At 60.5% G+C, this 19,408-nt stretch carries 17 protein-coding genes and 1 pseudogene; 11 read left to right on the top strand and 7 right to left on the bottom strand.

Annotated features, from left to right (window positions below):
• Position 1: 1 nt before the first annotated feature.
• From ACSQ9D_RS22940 to ACSQ9D_RS22925, 4 genes are all read right to left on the bottom strand, one after another.
• The gene (locus tag ACSQ9D_RS22940) at positions 2–463 is read right to left on the bottom strand and encodes a tripartite tricarboxylate transporter TctB family protein (RefSeq protein ID WP_037118903.1); all 462 of its coding nucleotides are present in this window, start codon (positions 461–463) and stop codon (positions 2–4) included.
• Positions 464–604: 141 nt separating this feature from the next.
• A complete protein-coding gene (locus ACSQ9D_RS22935; protein WP_436284251.1) occupies positions 605–1,588 on the bottom strand; it encodes a tripartite tricarboxylate transporter substrate-binding protein in 984 nt (327 codons plus the stop codon).
• A 183-nt stretch (positions 1,589–1,771) separates the two neighbouring features.
• Positions 1,772–3,118: a sigma-54-dependent transcriptional regulator gene (locus ACSQ9D_RS22930; RefSeq protein WP_436284250.1), complete on the bottom strand. Its 1,347-nt coding sequence runs from the start codon at positions 3,116–3,118 to the stop codon at positions 1,772–1,774.
• The gene (locus ACSQ9D_RS22925) at positions 3,115–4,944 is read right to left on the bottom strand and encodes a sensor histidine kinase (RefSeq protein WP_436284249.1); all 1,830 of its coding nucleotides are present in this window, start codon (positions 4,942–4,944) and stop codon (positions 3,115–3,117) included. Before ACSQ9D_RS22925 ends, ACSQ9D_RS22930 begins: the two co-directional genes overlap by 4 nt.
• 409 nt (positions 4,945–5,353) lie before the next feature.
• Here ACSQ9D_RS22925 and ACSQ9D_RS22920 point away from each other — a divergent pair, with 409 nt between their 5' ends.
• Positions 5,354–6,421 carry an IS110 family transposase gene (locus tag ACSQ9D_RS22920; protein ID WP_436283783.1) on the top strand — a complete coding sequence of 356 codons (1,068 nt, stop codon included), beginning with the start codon at positions 5,354–5,356 and terminating at the stop codon, positions 6,419–6,421.
• A 269-nt stretch (positions 6,422–6,690) separates the two neighbouring features.
• A complete protein-coding gene (locus ACSQ9D_RS22915; RefSeq protein WP_436284248.1) occupies positions 6,691–6,903 on the top strand; it encodes a hypothetical protein in 213 nt (70 codons plus the stop codon).
• 55 nt (positions 6,904–6,958) lie between these two features.
• On the opposite strand, the gene ACSQ9D_RS22910 is transcribed toward ACSQ9D_RS22915, so the two are convergent.
• On the bottom strand, positions 6,959–7,240 hold the full coding sequence (locus tag ACSQ9D_RS22910; RefSeq protein WP_307146680.1) for a hypothetical protein: 282 nt from the start codon (positions 7,238–7,240) through the stop codon (positions 6,959–6,961).
• Positions 7,241–7,586: 346 nt separating this feature from the next.
• Between ACSQ9D_RS22910 and ACSQ9D_RS22905 the strand changes: the two genes are divergently transcribed.
• The 9 genes from ACSQ9D_RS22905 (at position 7,587) to ACSQ9D_RS22865 (ending at position 16,196) form a co-directional block, all read left to right on the top strand.
• Positions 7,587–7,856, top strand: a complete 270-nt coding sequence (locus tag ACSQ9D_RS22905) for an acylphosphatase (RefSeq protein WP_436284247.1) — start codon at positions 7,587–7,589, stop codon at positions 7,854–7,856.
• A 159-nt stretch (positions 7,857–8,015) separates the two neighbouring features.
• Positions 8,016–8,666, top strand: a complete 651-nt coding sequence (locus tag ACSQ9D_RS22900; protein WP_436284246.1) for a Rieske 2Fe-2S domain-containing protein — start codon at positions 8,016–8,018, stop codon at positions 8,664–8,666.
• Entirely contained in the window at positions 8,666–9,505 is an 840-nt protein-coding gene (locus ACSQ9D_RS22895; protein WP_436284245.1) for an aromatic ring-hydroxylating dioxygenase subunit alpha, read from the top strand. Before ACSQ9D_RS22900 ends, ACSQ9D_RS22895 begins: the two co-directional genes overlap by 1 nt.
• Positions 9,502–10,161 (top strand): glutathione S-transferase family protein, encoded by a 660-nt coding sequence (locus tag ACSQ9D_RS22890; protein ID WP_436284244.1) that lies wholly within the window; start codon positions 9,502–9,504, stop codon positions 10,159–10,161. The genes ACSQ9D_RS22895 and ACSQ9D_RS22890 overlap by 4 nt, the downstream gene beginning before the upstream one ends.
• A gap of 1 nt (position 10,162) precedes the next feature.
• Positions 10,163–11,542, top strand: coding sequence for an amidohydrolase (locus tag ACSQ9D_RS22885; RefSeq protein WP_436284243.1), 1,380 nt, complete (start codon positions 10,163–10,165; stop codon positions 11,540–11,542).
• 24 nt (positions 11,543–11,566) lie between these two features.
• Positions 11,567–12,664, top strand: coding sequence for a BMP family ABC transporter substrate-binding protein (locus ACSQ9D_RS22880; protein WP_072373500.1), 1,098 nt, complete (start codon positions 11,567–11,569; stop codon positions 12,662–12,664).
• A 3-nt stretch (positions 12,665–12,667) separates the two neighbouring features.
• Entirely contained in the window at positions 12,668–14,191 is a 1,524-nt protein-coding gene (locus tag ACSQ9D_RS22875; RefSeq protein WP_436284242.1) for an ABC transporter ATP-binding protein, read from the top strand.
• Positions 14,188–15,288, top strand: coding sequence for an ABC transporter permease (locus ACSQ9D_RS22870; protein WP_436284241.1), 1,101 nt, complete (start codon positions 14,188–14,190; stop codon positions 15,286–15,288). Before ACSQ9D_RS22875 ends, ACSQ9D_RS22870 begins: the two co-directional genes overlap by 4 nt.
• Complete coding sequence (locus tag ACSQ9D_RS22865; RefSeq protein WP_436284240.1) at positions 15,285–16,196, top strand: ABC transporter permease; 912 nt, start codon at positions 15,285–15,287, stop codon at positions 16,194–16,196. Before ACSQ9D_RS22870 ends, ACSQ9D_RS22865 begins: the two co-directional genes overlap by 4 nt.
• 25 nt (positions 16,197–16,221) lie before the next feature.
• Here ACSQ9D_RS22865 and xdhC read toward each other — a convergent pair whose 3' ends face one another.
• Both xdhC and xdhB read right to left on the bottom strand, forming a co-directional pair.
• The gene (gene xdhC, locus ACSQ9D_RS22860; RefSeq protein ID WP_436285145.1) at positions 16,222–17,064 is read right to left on the bottom strand and encodes a xanthine dehydrogenase accessory protein XdhC; all 843 of its coding nucleotides are present in this window, start codon (positions 17,062–17,064) and stop codon (positions 16,222–16,224) included.
• A gap of 24 nt (positions 17,065–17,088) precedes the next feature.
• A pseudogene (gene xdhB, locus ACSQ9D_RS22855) lies at positions 17,089–19,407 on the bottom strand (xanthine dehydrogenase molybdopterin binding subunit); the annotation flags it as partial.
• Position 19,408: the final 1 nt, after the last annotated feature.

Here is a 19,408-nt window from a genome sequence, read left to right as displayed (position 1 = left end):
CCTAGAACCGGACCCAAGGGCCGAAGCGCTCGAATGGCAAGCCAAGCGCGTAGCTGAAGACGGCAACCGAGAAGAAGGTTATTGCGGCTGCAAGTATGATCGCCAGCGGCACCTTCATCCGTGAGGAAGCGAAAGCTGCGATAAGCGCCACCACGAACAGCGACGGCACGAAACCGAGACCGCGCACCGTCAATCCAAAGACGATGGGTGCTGGCAGGATGAAGGCCATTCCGCGCAACGCGATCGGGCCAAGCGGTTCGCCCTGGACCCGTGTCGCCTGGATCAGCACGATCAAGCCAAGACATGTCAGGACGACAGCAAGCAGCAGCGGAAAATAGCCCGGGCCCATGCGCAGCGCGGTGCCGAGTTCAAGGTTCAGACATTGATAAATGAAGAAACAACCGATCCCGATGAAGAGCGCGCCGCAAAGGGCGTTGGTGCTGTCGAACGTCAATGGTTTCATATCTCCCCCTATGGCGGGCGCCGTTGTGTTCCCGCTGTCACCGCATGCAAAATCCAGACGTTGCCGCACAAACGGCAAGGGCGGGCCAGGCGGCCTGGACAGCGCCGCCCGAAACGCATTCGGGGCGGCAACCGACGGTACTTAGTCGGCGTACTGGCCCGCCGCCTCGATCACCGGCTTCCAGCGGCCAATCTCGGTTTCGAGCTTGGCCTTAAGGGCCGCCGGTGTCGCGTCAGCTTCCGACGACGGCTCGGTGCCGAGTTCGGCAAAGCGGGCAACGACGTTTGGATCCTTGAGCGCAACCTGCAGCGATTTCGACAGCCGCTCGGTCACATCAGCCGGCGTGCCTTTTGGCGCATAAATCCCGTGCCAGATACCGACCTGGAAGTCGGCAAGGCCGCCTTCGACGGCAGTCGGCACATCCGGCAGCACCTTCAGGCGTGCGGGCGAGGTGACGGCGTAAGCCTTGATCGTGCCGCCCTTGATCTGCTTGGTCGTGTTGGTGGTCTGATCGCACATGATGTCGACCTGGCCGCCGAGCAGGTCGGTCATTGCCGGGCCAGTGCCCTTGTAAGGAACGGTGGTCAACGGCGTTTGGATCGCGCTCATCAGCATCATGCCACACAGGTGGGAAGCTGCGCCAATGCCGGCATTGGCAACGGTAACGCTATCCTTGTTGGCCTTGATGTATTCGACGAGGCCCTTGAGGTCGGTCGGCTCGAAATCCTTGCGCGCAACGATGGTCATCGGCACGTCGGTCACGAGGCCGACATATTCGAAGGAGTTCAAAGTGTCATAGGCAAGCTTGCGGTAAAGCGTGGCGCTTGTCGCCATGCCGATATGATGCAAGAGCACCGTATAGCCGTCCGGGTCTGCCTGTGCGACGCGGCCTGCGCCAAGCGTGCCACCAGCCCCACCGACATTTTCAACGACAATCTGCTGGCCGAGATCCTTCGACATCGACTCGGCCACGAGACGGGCCACCGTATCCGTCGGGCCGCCGGCGGCAAACGGAACGACCATCGTGATGGTCCGTTCCGGATAGGTTTGAGCGATTGCGGACGCGGAAATGAGCGAAACGGCGGCAACGGCCGTCATGCCCAACAAGGCGTTCAATATTTTCATTTCATCCTCCCAGTAACCCGCCGGAGCGGCTCCCCCCGCCCCGGTCATCAACTGTTACTGTGGAGCGCTCAATGCGCCCGACAACCGGGCGAGGTGCTGCTTGTCGCATTTTCCTCCTTCATATAGCACAAGATGGGTAGGAAAGGGGACAAACGTGCGGAATCATGGGTGGATTTCCACCCATCACGCTTCGAGCTCGTCATCACCCGCCCCCCCTTTCTCAAGCCCGTATTTCTGCATCTTCTCATAGAGCGTCTTTCGCGAAACGCCGAGCATCTCGTAAACCGGACGCAAGCTTCCACCGTGGGCGGCAAGCGCGCTGGCGATCAGGCCGCGCTCGTAAGCGGCAACCCTGTCGGCGAGCTTTTGGTTTTGCAAAGCCGCGTCCTCTGGCTGCAGGTCGAGACCGAGAACCAGTCGGTCGGCGGCGTTGCGCAATTCGCGCACATTGCCCGGCCAGCTTCGCGAGCCGATCTTGCCGATCGTCTCTGGCCGTACCTCCATGTCGCTGCGCCCGTAGCGGGCCGCCGCCTCTCGAACCAGTTGGAGAAACAACAGCGGAATATCGGCCTGTCGCTGCGCAAGCGAGGGCACGTGAATGGTCGCGACGTTGAGACGGTAAAGGAGGTCAGGGCGAAAGCGCCCACGCGCCACTTCCGTCTCCAGATCGACCTTGCTCGTGGCGATGAAGCGCACGTCGAGCGATACGGGTTCGTTGGAGCCCAAACGGGTAATCATGCGCTCCTGCAGGACACGCAGGAATTTCGCCTGAAGATCGAACGGCATCGAACCGATTTCGTCGAGCAGGATCGTGCCGCCACGGCCGTGCTCGAACTTGCCATATCGCGGTCGAATGGCGCCGGGAAAAGCGCCGGCTTCGTGTCCGAACAATTCACTTTCGATCAGGGTCTCGGGCAGTGCGGCGCAATTGATCGCGATGAATGGCTTGTCGGCCCGGGCACTGGTGTCGTGCAGCGCACGGGCGACGACTTCCTTGCCGACGCCCGTCTCACCGATGATCAGTGTGTCGGCATCCGTGGCTGCAATGGCTCGCAGCCGATAGCGCAGATCCACCATGGTCTGCGTGCGTCCCGGCAGACGAGCCTCGATGTCGTCGCGCTTGCCGGCCACGGCACGCAAACGCCTGTTCTCGAGAACCAGGCTGCGCCGATCGAGCGCCCGCCGGATGATGCCAACAAGGTGCTGGGCCGCGAACGGCTTTTCGACAAAGTCATAGACCCCGGCATGCATTGCGCTGACTGCGAGCTGCACGTCCGCATGTCCCGTCACCAGGATGACCGGTATCTCGGAATCCATCTCGCGTATGCGCTGCAAGAGCGTCATGCCATCCATGCCGGGCATTCGGATATCGCTGATCACCACGCCGTCGAAACCATATCCGACGCGTTCCAACACCGGTTCTGCATTGGCAAAGGTAACGACGTCCAGCCCAAACAGGCTGAGTGCCTGGGCAGAAGAGCGACGCATCTCCTCCTCATCGTCTATCAGAAGTATCCGGCTGCCGCTCATTCGGCCGCCTCACTGATTGCCGGCGCAGCATCAAGCACGATACTGAATTCGGCGCCGCCGTCCTGTGCATTCACAACTGACAGGCTGCCGCCGAAATCCCTGATGATGTTGTAGGAGATCGACAAGCCGAGCCCGAGGCCGCGGCCAACGCCCTTCGTGCTGAAGAACGGATCGAAGATCCGATCGGCAATCGATGGGGGAACACCTGGGCCGTGGTCGCGGACAGTCAGGATCACCTTGGCACTGTCGCTGGCGGCCACGACATGGATCCGCCTGTCGTCAAACCCCTCGACCGCATCAGCGGCATTGGTGATGATGTTGACAAGAACCTGCTGCAGACGCACCGAGCCTGCCTGCACGGCGGCAGATGGTTCGCCGAGATCGATAACGAGCGTCGCGTCCGCCACTTTCAGGCGTGCAGAAACGATTTCAAGAGTATCGACCATTACGGCCGCAAGCGAAACTGGACCTATCTTCTCGTTGGGCTTGCGCGCGAAATTGCGCAGGTGCCGGCTGATCGACGCCATCCGGTCGATCAGAGCGGAGATGCGAGAAAGGTTGTCACGGGCTTCATCAACGCGATTGCGCGCAATCAGCATCGCGGCACTGTCCACATAGGTCTTGGCGGCAGCAAGCGGCTGGTTGAGTTCATGCGACAATGCCGCTGACATTTGCCCGAGGCCAGCAAGCTTTCCTGCCTGAATGAGGTCGGCCTGCGTCTGGCGGAGCTTGCGTTCCGTCAGCCGTCGCTCGCCGATTTCCTCTTCGATACGTCGATTGACACGCGCCAGATCAGCGGTTCGCTCCTCGACACGCTGCTCCAGCTCACTGCGAGCATCGATCTGCATGCGCATTCTCTCCTGCGCGCGTGCGCGACGCTGCAGCACGATCGCGACAACCAGCCCCGACAGGCCGATGGAAAGCAGGACCGCAATAAGCATTGTCCGTGCCTGTGCATGCACGGAACTTGTGTCCATCAGGACACTGACGGTCCAGTCTGCGTCATCCATGTAGTGAGACAGCGTCAGATATTCCCTGGTGGCGCCGCCGTCGGCAATCGTGATCAGGCGATGACCACCCACGCGCTGCTCGCTAATTGGAAGCGGCTTTAAGACGGCTTCGGCATAGCGACGCGATGCCTGGGTGCGTTCAAGGCGCTCCCCTGTCAGGGGCAGAATGCCGGAATACAGCCACTCCGGGCTGCCGGTCATGAAAATAATGCCTTCCGGATCGGACACGAATATCTTGTACTCGCCGCCCTTCCACGACGCCTCGATCGAATCGATATCGACCTTGAAGACGATAACGCCGCGTATGGTTTCATTCACCCGGATTGGCGAGGCGAAGTAATAGCCTCGCTTCAGCGACGTGGTGCCTAACGCGTAGAACCGCGCCTGACTGCCTTTTGCAGCATCCTTGAAGTAGGGCCGGTAGCTGAAATTCTCACCCACGAAGCTCGTCGGGCCATCATGATTGCTTGCAGCGATGGTGTCGCCGTTGATCCTCATCACATAGATGTCGGATGAACCAAGCAGACTGTTGATCTCTTTCAGATAGGCGTTCGCATTGTCGCGCAGAGCCTGATTATCGGGATCACTCACAAGTTGCTTGATATCGTCGTGGTCGGCGATCAGCTCCGGGAGCGGTTCGTATCGGCTCAGATGCCCGGCAAGTGCCGAGACGGCAAGGCGCAAGGCGGAGCCGGCCTGCAATGAGGCCTCGTCCATATAGCTTCGCGTCGCCAATTCTCTGCCGGGAAAGATGGCAGCATAACAAACGGCCAATAACAGGCAGAGCCCTACAAGGACACGAAATCGCTGCGTCACGAACGTGGGCTCCTCCCTTCCCTCTGCCCGCGGCCTGTCCCGGCCGCAGGCCAAGTCTAGAGTTCAAAGCCGCAGTTTCCAAGAGCGCACGTTAACAGCACCAGGCCGCTTAGACGCTCGAACGCGAAATGGTGGCAGATTGTGGAGGAATACCGCCCTTAAACGCAATCGTCGCGACGCGTTCATCGCGTCTCACCTCACCAGATGGTTACACGCGGTTTCATTCAGTGACGGAACGGCCCTTTGCAGCCGACCGTTTCCTTTTTGAAAGGAGGTGGCATGAAAGAGGCCGCGCCCGCTGAGAGAACGGATCACTGAGATGCAGGTGATGATCGAGGGACAGTCACACTTCCAGCCTTTCGGCTTACCTTATTGGGGTTTCGAAGATCTCAATAAGGGAGTTGGAAGCATGACTGCCTCTTATGAATACCATATCGGCGTCGACTACCACAAATCCTACAGCCATCTGGTGGTGCAGGATTCGGCGGGTAAAACGCTGCGCTCTGGCCGTGTGAAGAATGACCGTCAGTCGCTTGGCGGCTTTTTGGAGCGGTATCGGGAGAACTCGCATGCCGTGGTCGAGGCCACCCGCAACTGGATGGTGATGTATGACTGGCTCGACGACATTTGTGATGATGTCGTTCTCGCCCATCCGTGGAAGGTCAAGGCGATTGCCGACGCCAAGATCAAGACCGACAAGATCGATGCGACGGTGCTGGCGCATCTGCTTAGAGCCGACCTGGTGCCGGAGGCCTGGGCACCCGGCGAAAAATCTCGGGAGCTTCGCGTCGCGCTGCGCGAACGGATGTTTTACGTGCGGCTGCGCACAATGACGAAGAACCGCATCGTCACGGTGTTTGATCGCTATCCGGAGCAGACAGCCCAGCTCAAGAAGCTCGGCGATCTGTTCGGCAGGGCCGGCCGTGTCCAGCTAGCGCAGGTCAACGTCTCAGAGATCGACCGCATCCAGATCGACCGTGGCCTCGACTTCATCGGCGACATTGACATCAGGATCAAGCAGTCGGAAGCAACGATCCGGGCGATGACCAAGGCCAATGCCAACGTCAAGCTGTTGAAGACGATCCCCGGCATTGGCGAGTTCTTCGCCCGGCTGATCGATGCCGAGATCGACGACATATCGCGCTTCCGCAACCCGAAGAAGCTTGCCGCCTATGCCGGGCTCGTGCCCTCGACCTATTCCTCCGGCGGCAAGACCTTCCACGGCAAGATCATCAAGCAGGGCAACAAGTGGCTGCGCTGGGCCTTCGTCGAAGCCGTCACCCCCGCCATCGCCACCGATGCGCAGCTTCGCGCCCAGTATGAACAATTGAAGATCAGAGGAGTGAACAAGGCGCGAGTTGCCATCGCGCGCAAGCTTTTGACGATCGCCTTCCAGATTCTGCGTGACCAGCGCGCTTACGAGCCGCGCGGCACTGGCACCACGGAAGGCGCGTCGACGATATCCCGGCTGTCCTGATGGTGTTTTAGCGAGCCCGGCAGGATCTGGGCTGCGCTCCTCAAGGAGAATGGGAAGCCGGGAGCCGAACGCCACTCTGTGACCGAAGCCACAAGCATCAGGGTCACGCATTGGAGAATGGTTCGAGAACCGAAGGACGCAAACAACTGTCCGGCGGAGGGAAGAGATTTAGCCGATCGGCGAAAATGCCGGTCAAATAACAACAGAACCCAAGGAAAAGCCCGCAAATGCTGGTGTTTTACCCCTTGTGTTCTTTCATTGGAGACACCATGAGCGAAGAATTGCTTGAAACATCGTACTCGCCGGCCACGTTGCAAAAACAATACTGCCTCGACAAGGCAGAAGCGCGACGGTTGCTGACCAGTTTCGGGAGCTGCCAGCATGAAATGGACAGGCTGCTTGCGGCACGAGGCAGGACAAAATTGCATCGGAAGCGCGAAATTCATACCCCCATCTCGAGCGCTCCCTTCGGGATCGGATAGCCGTTGGTTCCGACGACGATCTCAGACGCCGAACGGCCCGGTAAACCTTTGCCCACTAGTGCAAAGTGCTTTCAGACCGCGCCCGGTCCTCGAACGAAGCGACGAGCGAGATGCCCTGCTCGAGTAAAATGGTGGCCGCCTTCAGCTCTAGCGGTGAAAGGTCGCTGACCAGGCCGCGGATCGTTTTTGCAAGACAGGTCGAGTTGGCGGCATATGTGATGTCGCCGATTTCTCGCGCCTGCCCGGCGGTTTCTTCCAGCGCTTCGGCGACCAACGACATGATGTCGGAGCGTTCGCGCAGTGTCATTTCGTCAAGCGTCTTGCCAGGTTCCTGCATCGAGATCTCCCAAACGCGCGTGACTGCGATGCGACCGTCCAGCCGCTACACAATCTCTCTCATTGGCGGGTATCAACGGCGGGGATCGCCTCTCCCTCAAAATGGATATTGACATCTATCAAGACAAGGCATGGCTTCCATGCAGCCCACACATGCCAAGACCGCTGCTCGCAGAGACCGCCGCCGTCAATGCGGGAACCCTTCCTAAAGCAGCTGATCGTGACGAAATTTAGCAGTATGCACGTCGCCTCCAGATGACCCGGAACCGGTGACATCAGCATCACGGGGCTTTCGCAAGCCCATTTCGGCGCTATGCTGTCACCAAACGCAAGCCCGCGAGACTGTCATGACCGAAGAACATCAAAGCCCATCGCAGGAACGGATGACGATCCTTGGTGATCTTGATGCCGCCTCCTTCGTTCCATGGATTGAACGCCACGCGGCAAAGCTTGGGCTGTCGCAGGCCATATCTCACACGAGTGCCGATCGGATCGAACTGGAGGTCGCCGGGCCGACAGAACTGATCGACATGATGGAGATGGGCTGCTCTCTCGGGCCAATCGACGTCTGGGTCGAAACGATCCTTCGCACACCGGTCGGCAGCGACGCAGATTGACCGTTGCGCAGCCGCAGAATTATCCACTGCCCTTTATTTAATCAGCGTTGCCAATGCGAAATAATTATGCAAACGTGAAGGCTGCCTGGAGCAGGCCGCCCGCCTTTGGCGCCGCGTTTGCAACTGGCAAGCAATTGATAATATTATGAAAGTTTAACTATGCCACCCGATACGACGGGCTGTTGGACGCCAGTCGCCCTTTCCGCGGATCTGCCGTCGGGAACGGTAATGCCGGCACGCACACCGGCCGGATCGATCGCGCTGTGGAGAAGCGAGGCAGGGCGTGCATCTGCATCGGCGGACCGGTGTCCGCATCGCGGCATGCGCCTGTCCCATGGCTTTGTACGCGGCGAGGCTTTGTCCTGCATCTATCACGGCTGGAGTTACGCACAGGCCGGACACTGTCTGCGCATCCCGGCCCATCCGGGCCTCATACCGCCGGAGACGATCCGCGTCGCAACACAACAGGTCGAAGAATCCGGGGGGGTGATCTGGGTAGCCGTTGGAGAGCCGGTCGACGCGCCACCGCGATTTCAAGGCCTCCTCCCCCTGCGCTCGCTGACAGCTGATGCCGGCATTGCCGCCATTGAAGCCGCAGCCGGCGAAAAGACGGGCGCCGACGGCCTTCTGAGGACCGCGCAGCATTCGAAAGAGATGTGGCTTTTGCTCGTCGCGCAGGCGCAGGCCCAGACGCTCATCCATGTTCTTGTCAATGACAATGCCACGTCTTGCGAACGCATCTTGGCCTTGCGGGCCGCCGAGACCGTCCGGCGCATGGCCGAAGACGTCGAAACAAAAGGGATCGCGTGATGGCACAGGGAGCGATGCTCGACGAGTGGTATCCGGTCGGTCTTTTCAGCCAGCTCGGCGACAAGGCGTACAAGACCGCTTTGATGGGCGAACCGATCGAAGTCTCGCTCGACGACGGCGGCAGCGCTACAGTCACCTCAAGCGATCGGCGCCCCCTGCCCGTTTGCGTTCGCTACGGCCACGTCTGGTCCTCTCTCGGCGCCCCGCAAAAGGACCTGTTTTCGATCCCCGAGGCTGATCAGCCTGGTCGCCGATTTGTCGATGTTGGCGTCGTTCGCGTGCGGTGTTCGCCGCTTCGCGCCGTAGAGAACTTTCTCGACATCGCGCATTTTCCCTTCGTGCATACCGACATCTTAGGCGCCGAACCGCATACCGAGGTTCAGAACTATAAGGTCGAAATCCGAGAGGACGAAGTCTGGGCAACGCAGGTGAAATTCTACCAGCCACAGGCAGCAAAATCGGCAAGCGGCGGCATCACGACGGAATATATGTACCGGGTGCCGGCTCCGACCTGCTCGGTGCTTTATAAGACCTGCCCGCCGCGCCCCAGTGAATGGGACGTCATCACACTCTTCGTGCAACCGCTCGCTGAGGATCTGTGCGACGTCTGGCCATGGATGGCGCTCTTTGACGATGTCACACCAATGACCGATCTCATCCATTTCCAGCAGACGATCTTCCTCCAGGACCGGTCGATCCTTGAAAACCAGATCCCGCGTCTTTTGCCACTCGACCCCGGCATGGAAATCCCGACGCGAGCCGACCTGACGTCGGTCGCTTACCGACGCTGGCTGAAACGCCACAACTACACCTATGGCGCACAGTTGGTGGCGCAATGAAGCTCTACGATTACATCCTTTCACCCAGCTGCTACAAAGTGCGTCTGATGGCGGCACTGACGGGCGTGAAGCTCGATCTCAGGCCGGTGGATTTTCATCCTGGCGCCGAGCATCGCGGGCTCGAGCTCATGGCGCTCAACCCTGCAGGCTCCATACCGATCCTTGAAGACGGAGAGCTGATCCTGACTGAATCGTCCTCGATGCTTGTTTATCTTGCCGCAAAGAGCGCTCCAGAGTGGCTCGGCGGCGGCACGGCCGAGGAAGCCGCCCGCGTGCAGCAGTGGCTTTCCTTTTCGCACCGGCTGACGGCAAGCCTTGGCGGCGCGCGTCTGCATGAGATGCTGCTCCGGCCGGGGGATATTGCCGTTCTCCAGGCACAGGGTGTCGCGGCGCTGCGCGAGTTGGAAACCGGGCTCGTCGAACAGAAACTGCGCGGCATGCCGTTTCTCGCATCACATCATCCGACAGTCGCCGATATCGCCTGTTTTCCCTACGTGGCGCTCGCGCCGGACGGTGGCGTTTCACTCGATCCCTATCCCGCGATCCGCCTCTGGTCGCGCGCAATCCGCGCGCTCGACGCCTTCATCGAGATGCCCGGCATCCACCGACTGCACGAGCTGAAGCCCGAACCTCAGATCGGGTCGGGCGAGGAGTGACATGGCCGGCTATCTCCTGAAGAACTGCGCGGCTGTGATCGTTGACGAGGGCAAGGGCCCGACAGTCCAACGCAATGTCGACATTCTGACAAACGGCCGGGCGATCCAGGCCATCGGCGAAGATCTTGGCCAAAGCGAGCTGCCGGTCGGAACAATCGCGCAAGATGCCACCGGCTGGTTCGTCTACCCGGGTCTCGTCAACACCCACCATCACTTCTTCCAGTGCTTCGTGCGCAATCGCGCTGATCTCGACTGGACGAAGCTTTCGGTTATCGAGTGGCTTGACCGCATCTATCCGGTTTTCTCGCGGCTCAACGAGGATTGCTTCTACCACGCCTCGCTCACGGCGATGGCCGAGTTGATCAAGCATGGCTGCACCACGGCCTTCGACCACCAATATTGCTTCCCGCGACATGCCGGCAAACGGTTGATCGACCGCCAGTTCGAGGCAGCCGAACTTCTCGGGATGCGCTTTCACGCCGGTCGTGGTGGCAACACCTTGCCGAAGTCAAAGGGCTCGACCATTCCCGATCAGATGCTGGAAACGACGGACGAATTCATCGGTGATTGTGCACGCCTGATCGACAGCTATCACGATGCGAGCCCCTTCAGCATGCGTCAGGTGGTGGTCGCCCCCTGCCAGCCGGTTAATTGCTACCGTGAGACCTTCGTCGAGTCGGTCGCGCTGGCACGCGATCGCGGTGTCCAGATGCACACGCATGTTGGCGAGGGCGAGAGCCCGGTCATTGCGGCGCGGCACGGAATGCGCACGGTCGACTATTGCGCGGAACTCGGTTTTGCCGGCCCCGATGCGTTCTATGCCCATTGCTGGGAACTGACACATGACGAACTGCGCAAAATGGCTGCAAGCGGTACCGGTGTGTCTCATTGCCCGGAGCCAGTCTATCTGGTTGGCGCCGAAGTGACGGATATCCCCGCCATGGCAGCGTTCGGCCTTCGGGTGGGGCTCGGTTGCGACGGAGCAGCCTCCAACGACAATTCAAATCTGATGCATTGCCTGCACTCAGCCTACATGCTGCAGTGCCTGGCGGCATCCACGCGCCTCCACCCGGTTCCGCCTCCGGTCGATTTCCTCGGCTATGCAACAACAGGCGGCGCGGCGCTGCTTGGCCGCAGCGACATCGGTCGACTTGCACCGGGCATGGCCGCTGACCTTTTTGCAATCGACACACGTCGCATGGACTATGTCGGCACACGCCACGATCCGCTGAGCCTGATGGCCAAGGTCGGCATCGGCATGCCGACCGACTTGACCATGATCAACGGCCGCATCGTCTGGCAGAAAGGCGAATTTGCGGGCCTCGACGAAGCCCGGCTGTTTGCCGAGGCCGAGGCCGCTCTTTCGACCGTGGAATTTTAAAACACCAAAAAGGGGAACCAAAACATGACAATGATTACCCGCAGAACCCTGATGCAGACAGCCGCCGCTGCCGGCCTTGCCGGCGCCATTGGCGGCCGCGCGGCGCTGGCGGCTGACAAACCGCTCGGCATCGCACTCGTCGTCCCCTCTCCGATCGGCGACGTTGGCTGGGGGCACGCGCTCGCTGCCGGCCTCGACCCCATCAAGGCCGCCTATGGCGACAAGGTGAAGGTGACGGTCGTCGAGAATATTCCCGAAGGTCCGGACGCTGACCGGATCATGAACAAGACGGTCGCCGACGGAAACACGTTCCTGATCGCCGGTTCCTTCGGGTATCAGAACGGTGCCCTGCAGATCGCCCGCCGCAATCCCAAAGTCACCGTATTGCATGCATCGGGCTTCCAGGTGGCCCCGAATTTCTCGCCATTTGCTGCCAAGTATTTCCAGGGCACCTATCTGCTTGGCATGGCCGCCGCTGCTCTGTCCAAGACCGGCAAGCTCGGTTCGGTTTCAGCCTTCGCCATCCCCGAGTTGATCACCTCCATCAATGCTTTCACGCTCGGTGCTCAGGCCGTCAGGCCCGATATCGAGGTTTCGGTCGTGTGGGTGAACTCGTGGTTCGATCCGGCCAAGGAGCAGGAAGCGGCGAAGGCCCTGATTGCCCAAAAATGCGATGTGATCTTCTCCAATGCGCAGGACACGCCCTCTGTCATTTCGGCATGTGAGGAAGCCGGCGTCTATGCCTTCAACCTCAACTCGTCGATGAAAAGCTATGCCCCGAAGACCTATCTCGGCTGCGTCTCCACTGACTGGTCACCGTTCTTCAAGGCTTCGGTCGATGCCCATCTATCCAACACGTTCAAGGGCGCAAATACCTTCCTTGGTGTTGCCGACAAGGTTGTCGAAGTCGTCGATTGGAACCCTGCGATCCCCGCCGACACGATGACCAAGATCAAGGCGGCAGAGAAAAAGATTGCCGACGGAAGCCTTTCGCCGTTCACCGGACCGATCACCAAGGCCGATGGCAGTGAGGGTGCAGCGTCGGGCAAAACCCTGACGGATGGCGAAATCGTGGCCATGGACTGGCACGTCAAGGGCGTGACCACGCCCCTGCCGAAGTAAGCCATGACCGTCCCGCTCCTGTCGCTTCGCGGCATTTCGAAAAGCTACGGCCAGATCCATGCCAATCAAGGCATCGATCTGGATGTCGCGCCGCAGTCGATCCACGCAATTCTCGGAGAAAACGGGGCGGGCAAATCGACGCTGATGAAGATGATCTATGGCGTCGAGCAGCCAGACAGCGGGACCGTTGTCTGGCAAGGCGAGCCCCTGGCCTTTGCCTCCCCCGCCGAGGCGAGGCGCGAGGGGATCGGCATGGTCTTCCAGCATTTTTCGCTGTTTGAGACCCTGACCGTCGTGGAAAATATTCAGCTGGTGGTTCCAGGCAGGAAAGCCGATCTCCTGCAGCGGATCGGCACACTCGGGCGTGATTTCGGCCTCGAGGTCGATCCGCTCGCCCATGTGCACACGCTCTCCGTGGGCGAGCGACAGCGTGTAGAGATCATCCGTTGCCTCATGACCAATCCAAGGCTGCTGATCCTTGACGAGCCCACATCCGTCCTGCCGCCGCAACTCATAGAAACGCTCTTCGACACCTTGCGCAGGCTGCGCGATGGCGGGGTTTCCATCCTCTTTATCTCCCACAAGCTGGAGGAAATTCGGGCGATCTGCGACAGGGCGACGATCCTGCGCGGCGGGCGTGTCACGGGACATATCGACCCACGCAAGCATGATGCCCACGACCTCGCCCGCATGATGATCGGTCGCGACATGCCAGAGCCTATGCCGGCGCTGCCGCTGTCGGGCGGCGACAAGCGGCTTGAGATCATCGGCCTTGATCACCAGCCCGAAGATCCTTTTGCCGTGCCGTTGCGCGATATCACGCTCACCGTTCGTTCCGGCGAAATCCTCGGCATTGCCGGCATCTCGGGCAACGGTCAAAGCGAGCTCGCCTCGTTGATCTCTGGCGAGGTTGTGCTGCCGAAAGAACAGCGCGACAGGATCTACATGATGGGGCAGGACGTCGGACGGCTGAACGCCGCCGCCCGACGCCGGCTTCAATTTGCATTCGTTCCGGAGGACCGGCTTGGACGGGGTGCGGTTCCGGAAATGTCGCTGGTTCTCAACAGCCTGTTGACGGCCCACCCCTTGAGCCTCTTGCGCCATGGCCTGATCGACAAGGAAAAGGCAACGGCCTTCACCAATGACTGCATTCGCCAATATGACGTTCGCACGCCCGGCCCGGACACTGAGGCCGGCGCCCTTTCGGGCGGCAATCTGCAGAAGTTCATTGTCGGCCGCGAGATCATGCTGGCACCCAAGCTGCTTTTTGTCGCGCAACCCACCTGGGGCGTCGATGTTGGCGCAGCGTCTGCGGTGCGCCGCAGACTTGTCGCGTTACGCAATGACGGCATGGCCATTCTGGTGATTTCCGAGGAACTCGAGGAGCTTTTCGAACTCTGCGATTTCATCCAGGTGATGCACCACGGCACGCTTAGCCCGCCGCTCGTCACCAGGGATACCCGACCCGAGGAGGTCGGCCGTTACATGATTGGCGCACAGCCCTTGCCTGAGAAGGTCATTGCATGAGCGCCCGGTCGGTTGCCTTTCTGCCCACGCTTGTGCGCCGGGAGCGCGCTTCGATTGCCGCAACGCTGGCAGCACCCTTCCTTGCCCTTGCGGCGGCCACCATCCTCAATCTCGGTCTCTACGTGCTGATGGGCCGCGATCCGGTGGATGTTGTCTACGCAATGCTCTTCGAGCCCTTTGTCTCCTGGGCTTCTTTTTCGGAGGTGCTGTTAAAGGCGGGACCGCTTCTGCTCATCGCCCAGGGTCTTGCGATCGGCTTTCGCGCCAAGGTCTTCAACATCGGCGCGGAGGGCCAATTCATTTTGGGCGCCATTTTCGCATCCGCGATCCCCGTCTGGTTTCCTCAGGCAACCGGGCAGTGGATTTGGCCGGTGATGCTTTTCCTTGGCGTCCTCGGCGGCGCCTTTTGGGCTTCGCTCACCGCATTCTGGCGCGTCAGGCTCAATGCCAACGAAATCCTCGTTTCGCTGATGCTCAGCCTCGTTGCCGCGCAGCTTTTGAACTACCTGCTGCTGGGGCCATGGAAGGATCCGAACGGCTTCAACTTCCCCCAATCCGTGATGTTCCAGTATGACGCCATGGTGCCGATCCTGATTTCCGGTACGCGCGTCAACGTCTCGCTGCTGATCACCATCGCCCTTTCATTGGCCGCCTGGGTTTTCATGCAGAAGAGTTTCACCGGCTACAAGCTTCAGGTGGGGGGGCTGGCGCCGCGCGCGGCCGGTTATGCCGGCTTCAGGCAGGGTCGGGCGATCTGGCTATCGCTGCTGATCGGCGGCTGCGCGGCAGGCCTTGCCGGGGCAGCCGAGGTCGCAGGCCCCCTGGGACAGCTGCAGCGCTCGATTTCCACCGGCTACGGCTATGCGGCCATCATCGTCGCCTATCTCGGCGGCCTGCATCCGATTGGCATCGTCGCCTCCGCATTGTTCATGGCAGCACTTTATATCGGAGGCGACAACGCCATGGTGTCGGCAAACCTGCCCATCGCTGCAGTTCGCGTTTTCCAGGGCAGCCTGTTGCTCGCCTATCTGATTGCCATCGCCTTCGTTCGGTATCGTCTCGAATGGCGCCGGAGCGCCTACCGGAGCGAGCCATGAACGCCATCGAGTTCATCCTTGCCGGCATGCTGGCGGCTGCGACACCGTTTCTTCTTGCCGCGCTCGGCGAGCTGGTGGTCGAGCGTGCAGGCGTTCTCAACCTCGGCGTCGAAGGCCTCATGGCCTTTGGCGCGGCACTTGCCTTTATCATCGTCTATCATGGCGGCGGGCATCTTGTGGGCTTCGTCGTCGCCGGGCTTGGCAGCGCCATCCTTTCCCTGGTCTTTGCGGTTATCGCGCTTGGGTTTCGGGCAAACCAGGTGGCAACCGGACTTGCCATCGGCATCCTCGGCCAGGGTCTGTCTGCACTCTTCGGCAAAACCTATGAGAGCTTGACGGTCAAGGGAATTCCAAAGCTTGCCCTTCCCTGGTTGTCGGACATCCCGATCGTTGGCGGGCTCTTCATCCAGGACGCCGTCGTGTGGCTGTCGCTCGCAGCAACGCTCGCCATCTGGGCAATGTTTGCCTATTCGAAGATCGGCCTCGTTGTGCGCGCCGTCGGCGAAAATCCCAAGGCCGCCCACGCGATTGGCTATCGCGTCATTGCCGTTCGCTTTGCCGCCGTCGCCTTCGGCGGCGCCATGGCCGGCTTTGCCGGCGCCTATGCGGCAGTGGTCTACACACCGCTTTGGGCAGATGGGATGATCGCCGGGCGCGGCTGGATCGCGATCGCGCTTGTCGTCTTCGGAACCTGGATGACCGGCCGCATTTTCCTCGGGGCATGCCTCTTCGGTGCCGTATCGTTGATCAGCCTTGCCGCCCAGGCGACGGGATTGAACGTTCCGTCCCAGCTGCTTGCAAGCCTGCCCTATCTCGTCACGATCATCGTGCTCGGCATCATTTCGGCAGATCGTCGCCTGTTAAAGCTGAATGGCGTTGCCTCGCTCGGCGAACCTTTCGAGCGTTGACCTTGGGGATTAAAGCCGGTCCGCTTTAAGCGTCTGTTTTGTGGGTACTGGCCAACGCGTGATACGACAGGGCGGCCACCATGACTTCAGCGGCTGTAAGCGTTGCAATGACGGCGGGACGCTTGTCCTTTATGGCCGTGCCGCCGATCGGGCAGACGAGGCGATCGACGAGCTCTTTGCTGCCGACTTCGCGTGTGAGCCAGTTCTTGAAGGTCGCACGTTTTGTCTTCGAGCCGATCATCCCCACATAGGCGGCATCGCCCCGACGCAGTGCTTCGGCGGCAATCAGAAAGTCGAGCGCATGGTCGTGGGTGAGAATGACGAATGCGCTTCCCGCCGGCGCATCGCGCACGATCGACTCTGGCATTGCCGTCAGGCATGTTTCAATGCCCGATGCACGCGACGCGGCAAGCTCGTCTTCACGGGTATCCACCAGCACCGTACGCAGGGGCGCCAGCGACAATGCCGTAGCCAAAGCGTCGCCAACATGACCGGCGCCAAAAACATAGACATGAGGTCTTCGGGCAATCTCGGCGTCGGTTCGCGCAATCAGCTCCTCGGCAACGTCGCGCGTCACTGCGGTGAACGACAGCCCGACGCGACCGCCGCAGCATTGGCCAATTTCCGGACCAAGCGGAATGCTCATCGTTGTGGTCGGCTGGGATTGGCGAAGCGTGCGTCGTGCCTGGTCGATCGCCATATATTCCAGCTGCCCGCCGCCGATGGTTGAAAAGCAGCGGGTCATGGCGACCAGCATCCAGGCATCGGTATCGCGCGGCGTCGAGCCGACTGCGCCCGTCACTTCGACGAGGATGCAATCTGGCTCCAGGCGCAGAAAATCCCGCAAATCGTCGCGAGCGGCAGGCATACCGGTCAACCCTTTCCTTTCAATTGCTCGCATGCGTTCGATGGCCATCAGCACACGCTCCGGCGTTGCCGGCGCATCGATGCAAGGAGGAACATGATAGTCCGCAACGCTCGCCACCGCCATGGAGATTGCTTCAAGCACGGAGATTGCGAGCATGAAGGGCGGCTCGCCGACGGCTTTCGATCGACGGATGGTCTCCTCGCGGTTGACCGACCACTCGGCAAGGCGAACGTTGAATATTCTCGGTCGATCGGAGGCCAGCGGGATCTTGTAGGTCGACGGCGCATGGGTGCGCAGCCGGCCCTTTGCATCCCACCAGAGCTCTTCCGTCGTCAGCCAACCCATGCCCTGCACGAAGGCGCCTTCGACCTGACCGATATCCAAGGCGGGATTGAGCGAGCGTCCGACGTCGTGCAGAATGTCGGTGCGATCTACCTGATATTCGCCCGTCAGCGTATCGACGCTGACCTCTGAGCAGGAGGCGCCGTAGGCGTAGTAGAAGAACGGTCGTCCCCGCCCCTCGGCACGGTTCCAGTGAATTTTCGGTGTCTTGTAAAAGCCTGCGGCCGAAAGCTGGATGCGCGCTCCATAAGCCGATTTGATGAAATCGGAAAACGCCACACGATCAACGCCGATGCGAACCATATTCGGTTCGAAGGCGACGTCCTTTTCCGACACACGATAGCGCTCGCATGCGAAGGCGACCAGGCGCGCCTTGATCTGCTGAACGGCATTGGCGGCAGCCATGCCATTCAGATCAGAGCCGGATGATGCCGCCGTTGCCGACGTGTTGGGCACCTTCCCCGTCGAGGTCGCCGTCACCTTGATGCGGGCGAGGTCGACGCAGAATTCGTCAGCGACGACCTGCGCGACCTTGGTATAGAGACCCTGACCCATCTCGGTGCCACCGTGGTTCAAATGGATCGAGCCGTCAGAATAGACATGAACCAGTGCGCCGGCCTGGTTGTATTCGGTCTTCGTGAACGAGATACCGAACTTGACAGGCGTCAGCGCGATGCCGCGCTTGATCACACGGTTCTTGCGGTTGAAGGCGATGATCTCGTTTCGTCGGGCGGCATAGTCCGTGGAGGTTTCGAGCTCCTCGATGATGCGAGCGATGATGTTGTCCTCGACGGTCTGATGATAAGGCGTGAGGTTGCGGCCGTCGCCGCCGTAGAAATTCAGCTTGCGGATTTCGAGAGGGTCTTTTCCAAGCGTGTAAGCGACATGCTCGATCATCCGCTCGCCCCCGACCATGCCCTGAGGACCGCCAAAGCCGCGGAAGGCGGTGTTCGAGACCGTGTTGGTCTTCTGCGGTCGCGAGCGCAATCGCACGTGCGGGTAGAAGTAGCAATTGTCGGCGTGGAACAAGGCGCGATCGGTCACTGGACCGGATAGATCGGCCGAGAAGCCGCAGCGCGCCGAAAATGTCGCGTCCACCGCGTCGATGCGCCCGTCATCGTCGAACCCGATCTTGTAGTCGACGTGAAAGTCGTGACGCTTGCCGGTCGCCGTCATGTCGTCGTCGCGGTCCGGTCTGATCTTGATGGCGCGACGGTATTTTTTTGCGGCAAGTGCCGCCACGGCGGCAAACAGGTTCGCCTGCGTTTCCTTGCCCCCGAAGGCGCCACCCATGCGCCGCACGTTGACCGTGACCGCGTTGGACGGAACGCCAAGCACCTGCCCGACCATGTGCTGGGTTTCGCTCGGATGCTGGGTCGAGGAATAAAGGGTAATCTCGTCATCCTCGCCTGGAACGGCCAAGGAAATGTGGCCTTCAAGATAGAAGTGGTCCTGACCACCAATGCGCATCTCGCCCGTAACGCGGTTCTTTGCCGCCTTGAAGCCCGCGTCGATATCGCCGCGCTCCAGCTTGAGAGGGTCGATCACCAGCGGATAGTTGGCAGCGGCGGCCTTAAGCACGTCGGTCACATGCGGCAGGTCGGCATAGTCTATTCTCACCTTGGCGGCGGCGCGGCGCGCCTCGTCACGCGTTTCAGCAATGACGGCAAAGATCGGTTGGCCGTGGAACTCGACGCGGCTGGTGGCGAACACCGGATCGTCGTGCTTGTGGGCCGGGCTGACATCGTTTTCACCCGGGATATCTTCCGCTGTCAGCACGCCGACCACGCCGGGGCTGGTGCTGACGGCGTCGAAATCGATCGAGACGATCTTGGCATGGGCACGCTGCGACAGGCCGAGATAGGCATGCAGGGTGCCTGCCGGTTCGGGAATGTCGTCGATATATTGTGCCGTTCCGGTGACGTGCTTGTGGCCGGATTCGTGGCGCTCCTTCTCGTGAACACCGCCGCGAATCCGGTCGACAGGCTGCATGACGTTCATG

The sequence above is a fragment of the Rhizobium sp. LjRoot258 genome, assembly GCF_964254185.1.
Classification (GTDB): Bacteria; Pseudomonadota; Alphaproteobacteria; order Rhizobiales; family Rhizobiaceae; genus Rhizobium.
This window is presented reverse-complemented; position numbering and strand designations above follow the sequence as displayed.

Excerpts from the sequence above, each read along its gene's own strand:
- ACSQ9D_RS22940 (WP_037118903.1), bottom strand. The coding sequence starts at position 463 with ATGAAACCATTGACGTTCGACAGCACCAACGCCCTTTGCGGCGCGCTC.
- ACSQ9D_RS22935 (WP_436284251.1), bottom strand. The coding sequence starts at position 1,588 with ATGAAAATATTGAACGCCTTGTTGGGCATGACGGCCGTTGCCGCCGTT.
- ACSQ9D_RS22930 (WP_436284250.1), bottom strand. The coding sequence starts at position 3,118 with ATGAGCGGCAGCCGGATACTTCTGATAGACGATGAGGAGGAGATGCGT.
- ACSQ9D_RS22920 (WP_436283783.1), top strand. The coding sequence starts at position 5,354 with ATGACTGCCTCTTATGAATACCATATCGGCGTCGACTACCACAAATCC.
- ACSQ9D_RS22915 (WP_436284248.1), top strand. The coding sequence starts at position 6,691 with ATGAGCGAAGAATTGCTTGAAACATCGTACTCGCCGGCCACGTTGCAA.
- ACSQ9D_RS22910 (WP_307146680.1), bottom strand. The coding sequence starts at position 7,240 with ATGCAGGAACCTGGCAAGACGCTTGACGAAATGACACTGCGCGAACGC.
- ACSQ9D_RS22905 (WP_436284247.1), top strand. The coding sequence starts at position 7,587 with ATGACCGAAGAACATCAAAGCCCATCGCAGGAACGGATGACGATCCTT.
- ACSQ9D_RS22900 (WP_436284246.1), top strand. The coding sequence starts at position 8,016 with ATGCCACCCGATACGACGGGCTGTTGGACGCCAGTCGCCCTTTCCGCG.
- ACSQ9D_RS22895 (WP_436284245.1), top strand. The coding sequence starts at position 8,666 with ATGGCACAGGGAGCGATGCTCGACGAGTGGTATCCGGTCGGTCTTTTC.
- ACSQ9D_RS22890 (WP_436284244.1), top strand. The coding sequence starts at position 9,502 with ATGAAGCTCTACGATTACATCCTTTCACCCAGCTGCTACAAAGTGCGT.
- ACSQ9D_RS22885 (WP_436284243.1), top strand. The coding sequence starts at position 10,163 with ATGGCCGGCTATCTCCTGAAGAACTGCGCGGCTGTGATCGTTGACGAG.
- ACSQ9D_RS22880 (WP_072373500.1), top strand. The coding sequence starts at position 11,567 with ATGACAATGATTACCCGCAGAACCCTGATGCAGACAGCCGCCGCTGCC.
- ACSQ9D_RS22875 (WP_436284242.1), top strand. The coding sequence starts at position 12,668 with ATGACCGTCCCGCTCCTGTCGCTTCGCGGCATTTCGAAAAGCTACGGC.
- ACSQ9D_RS22870 (WP_436284241.1), top strand. The coding sequence starts at position 14,188 with ATGAGCGCCCGGTCGGTTGCCTTTCTGCCCACGCTTGTGCGCCGGGAG.
- ACSQ9D_RS22865 (WP_436284240.1), top strand. The coding sequence starts at position 15,285 with ATGAACGCCATCGAGTTCATCCTTGCCGGCATGCTGGCGGCTGCGACA.
- xdhC (WP_436285145.1), bottom strand. The coding sequence starts at position 17,064 with ATGCCTGCCGCTCGCGACGATTTGCGGGATTTTCTGCGCCTGGAGCCA.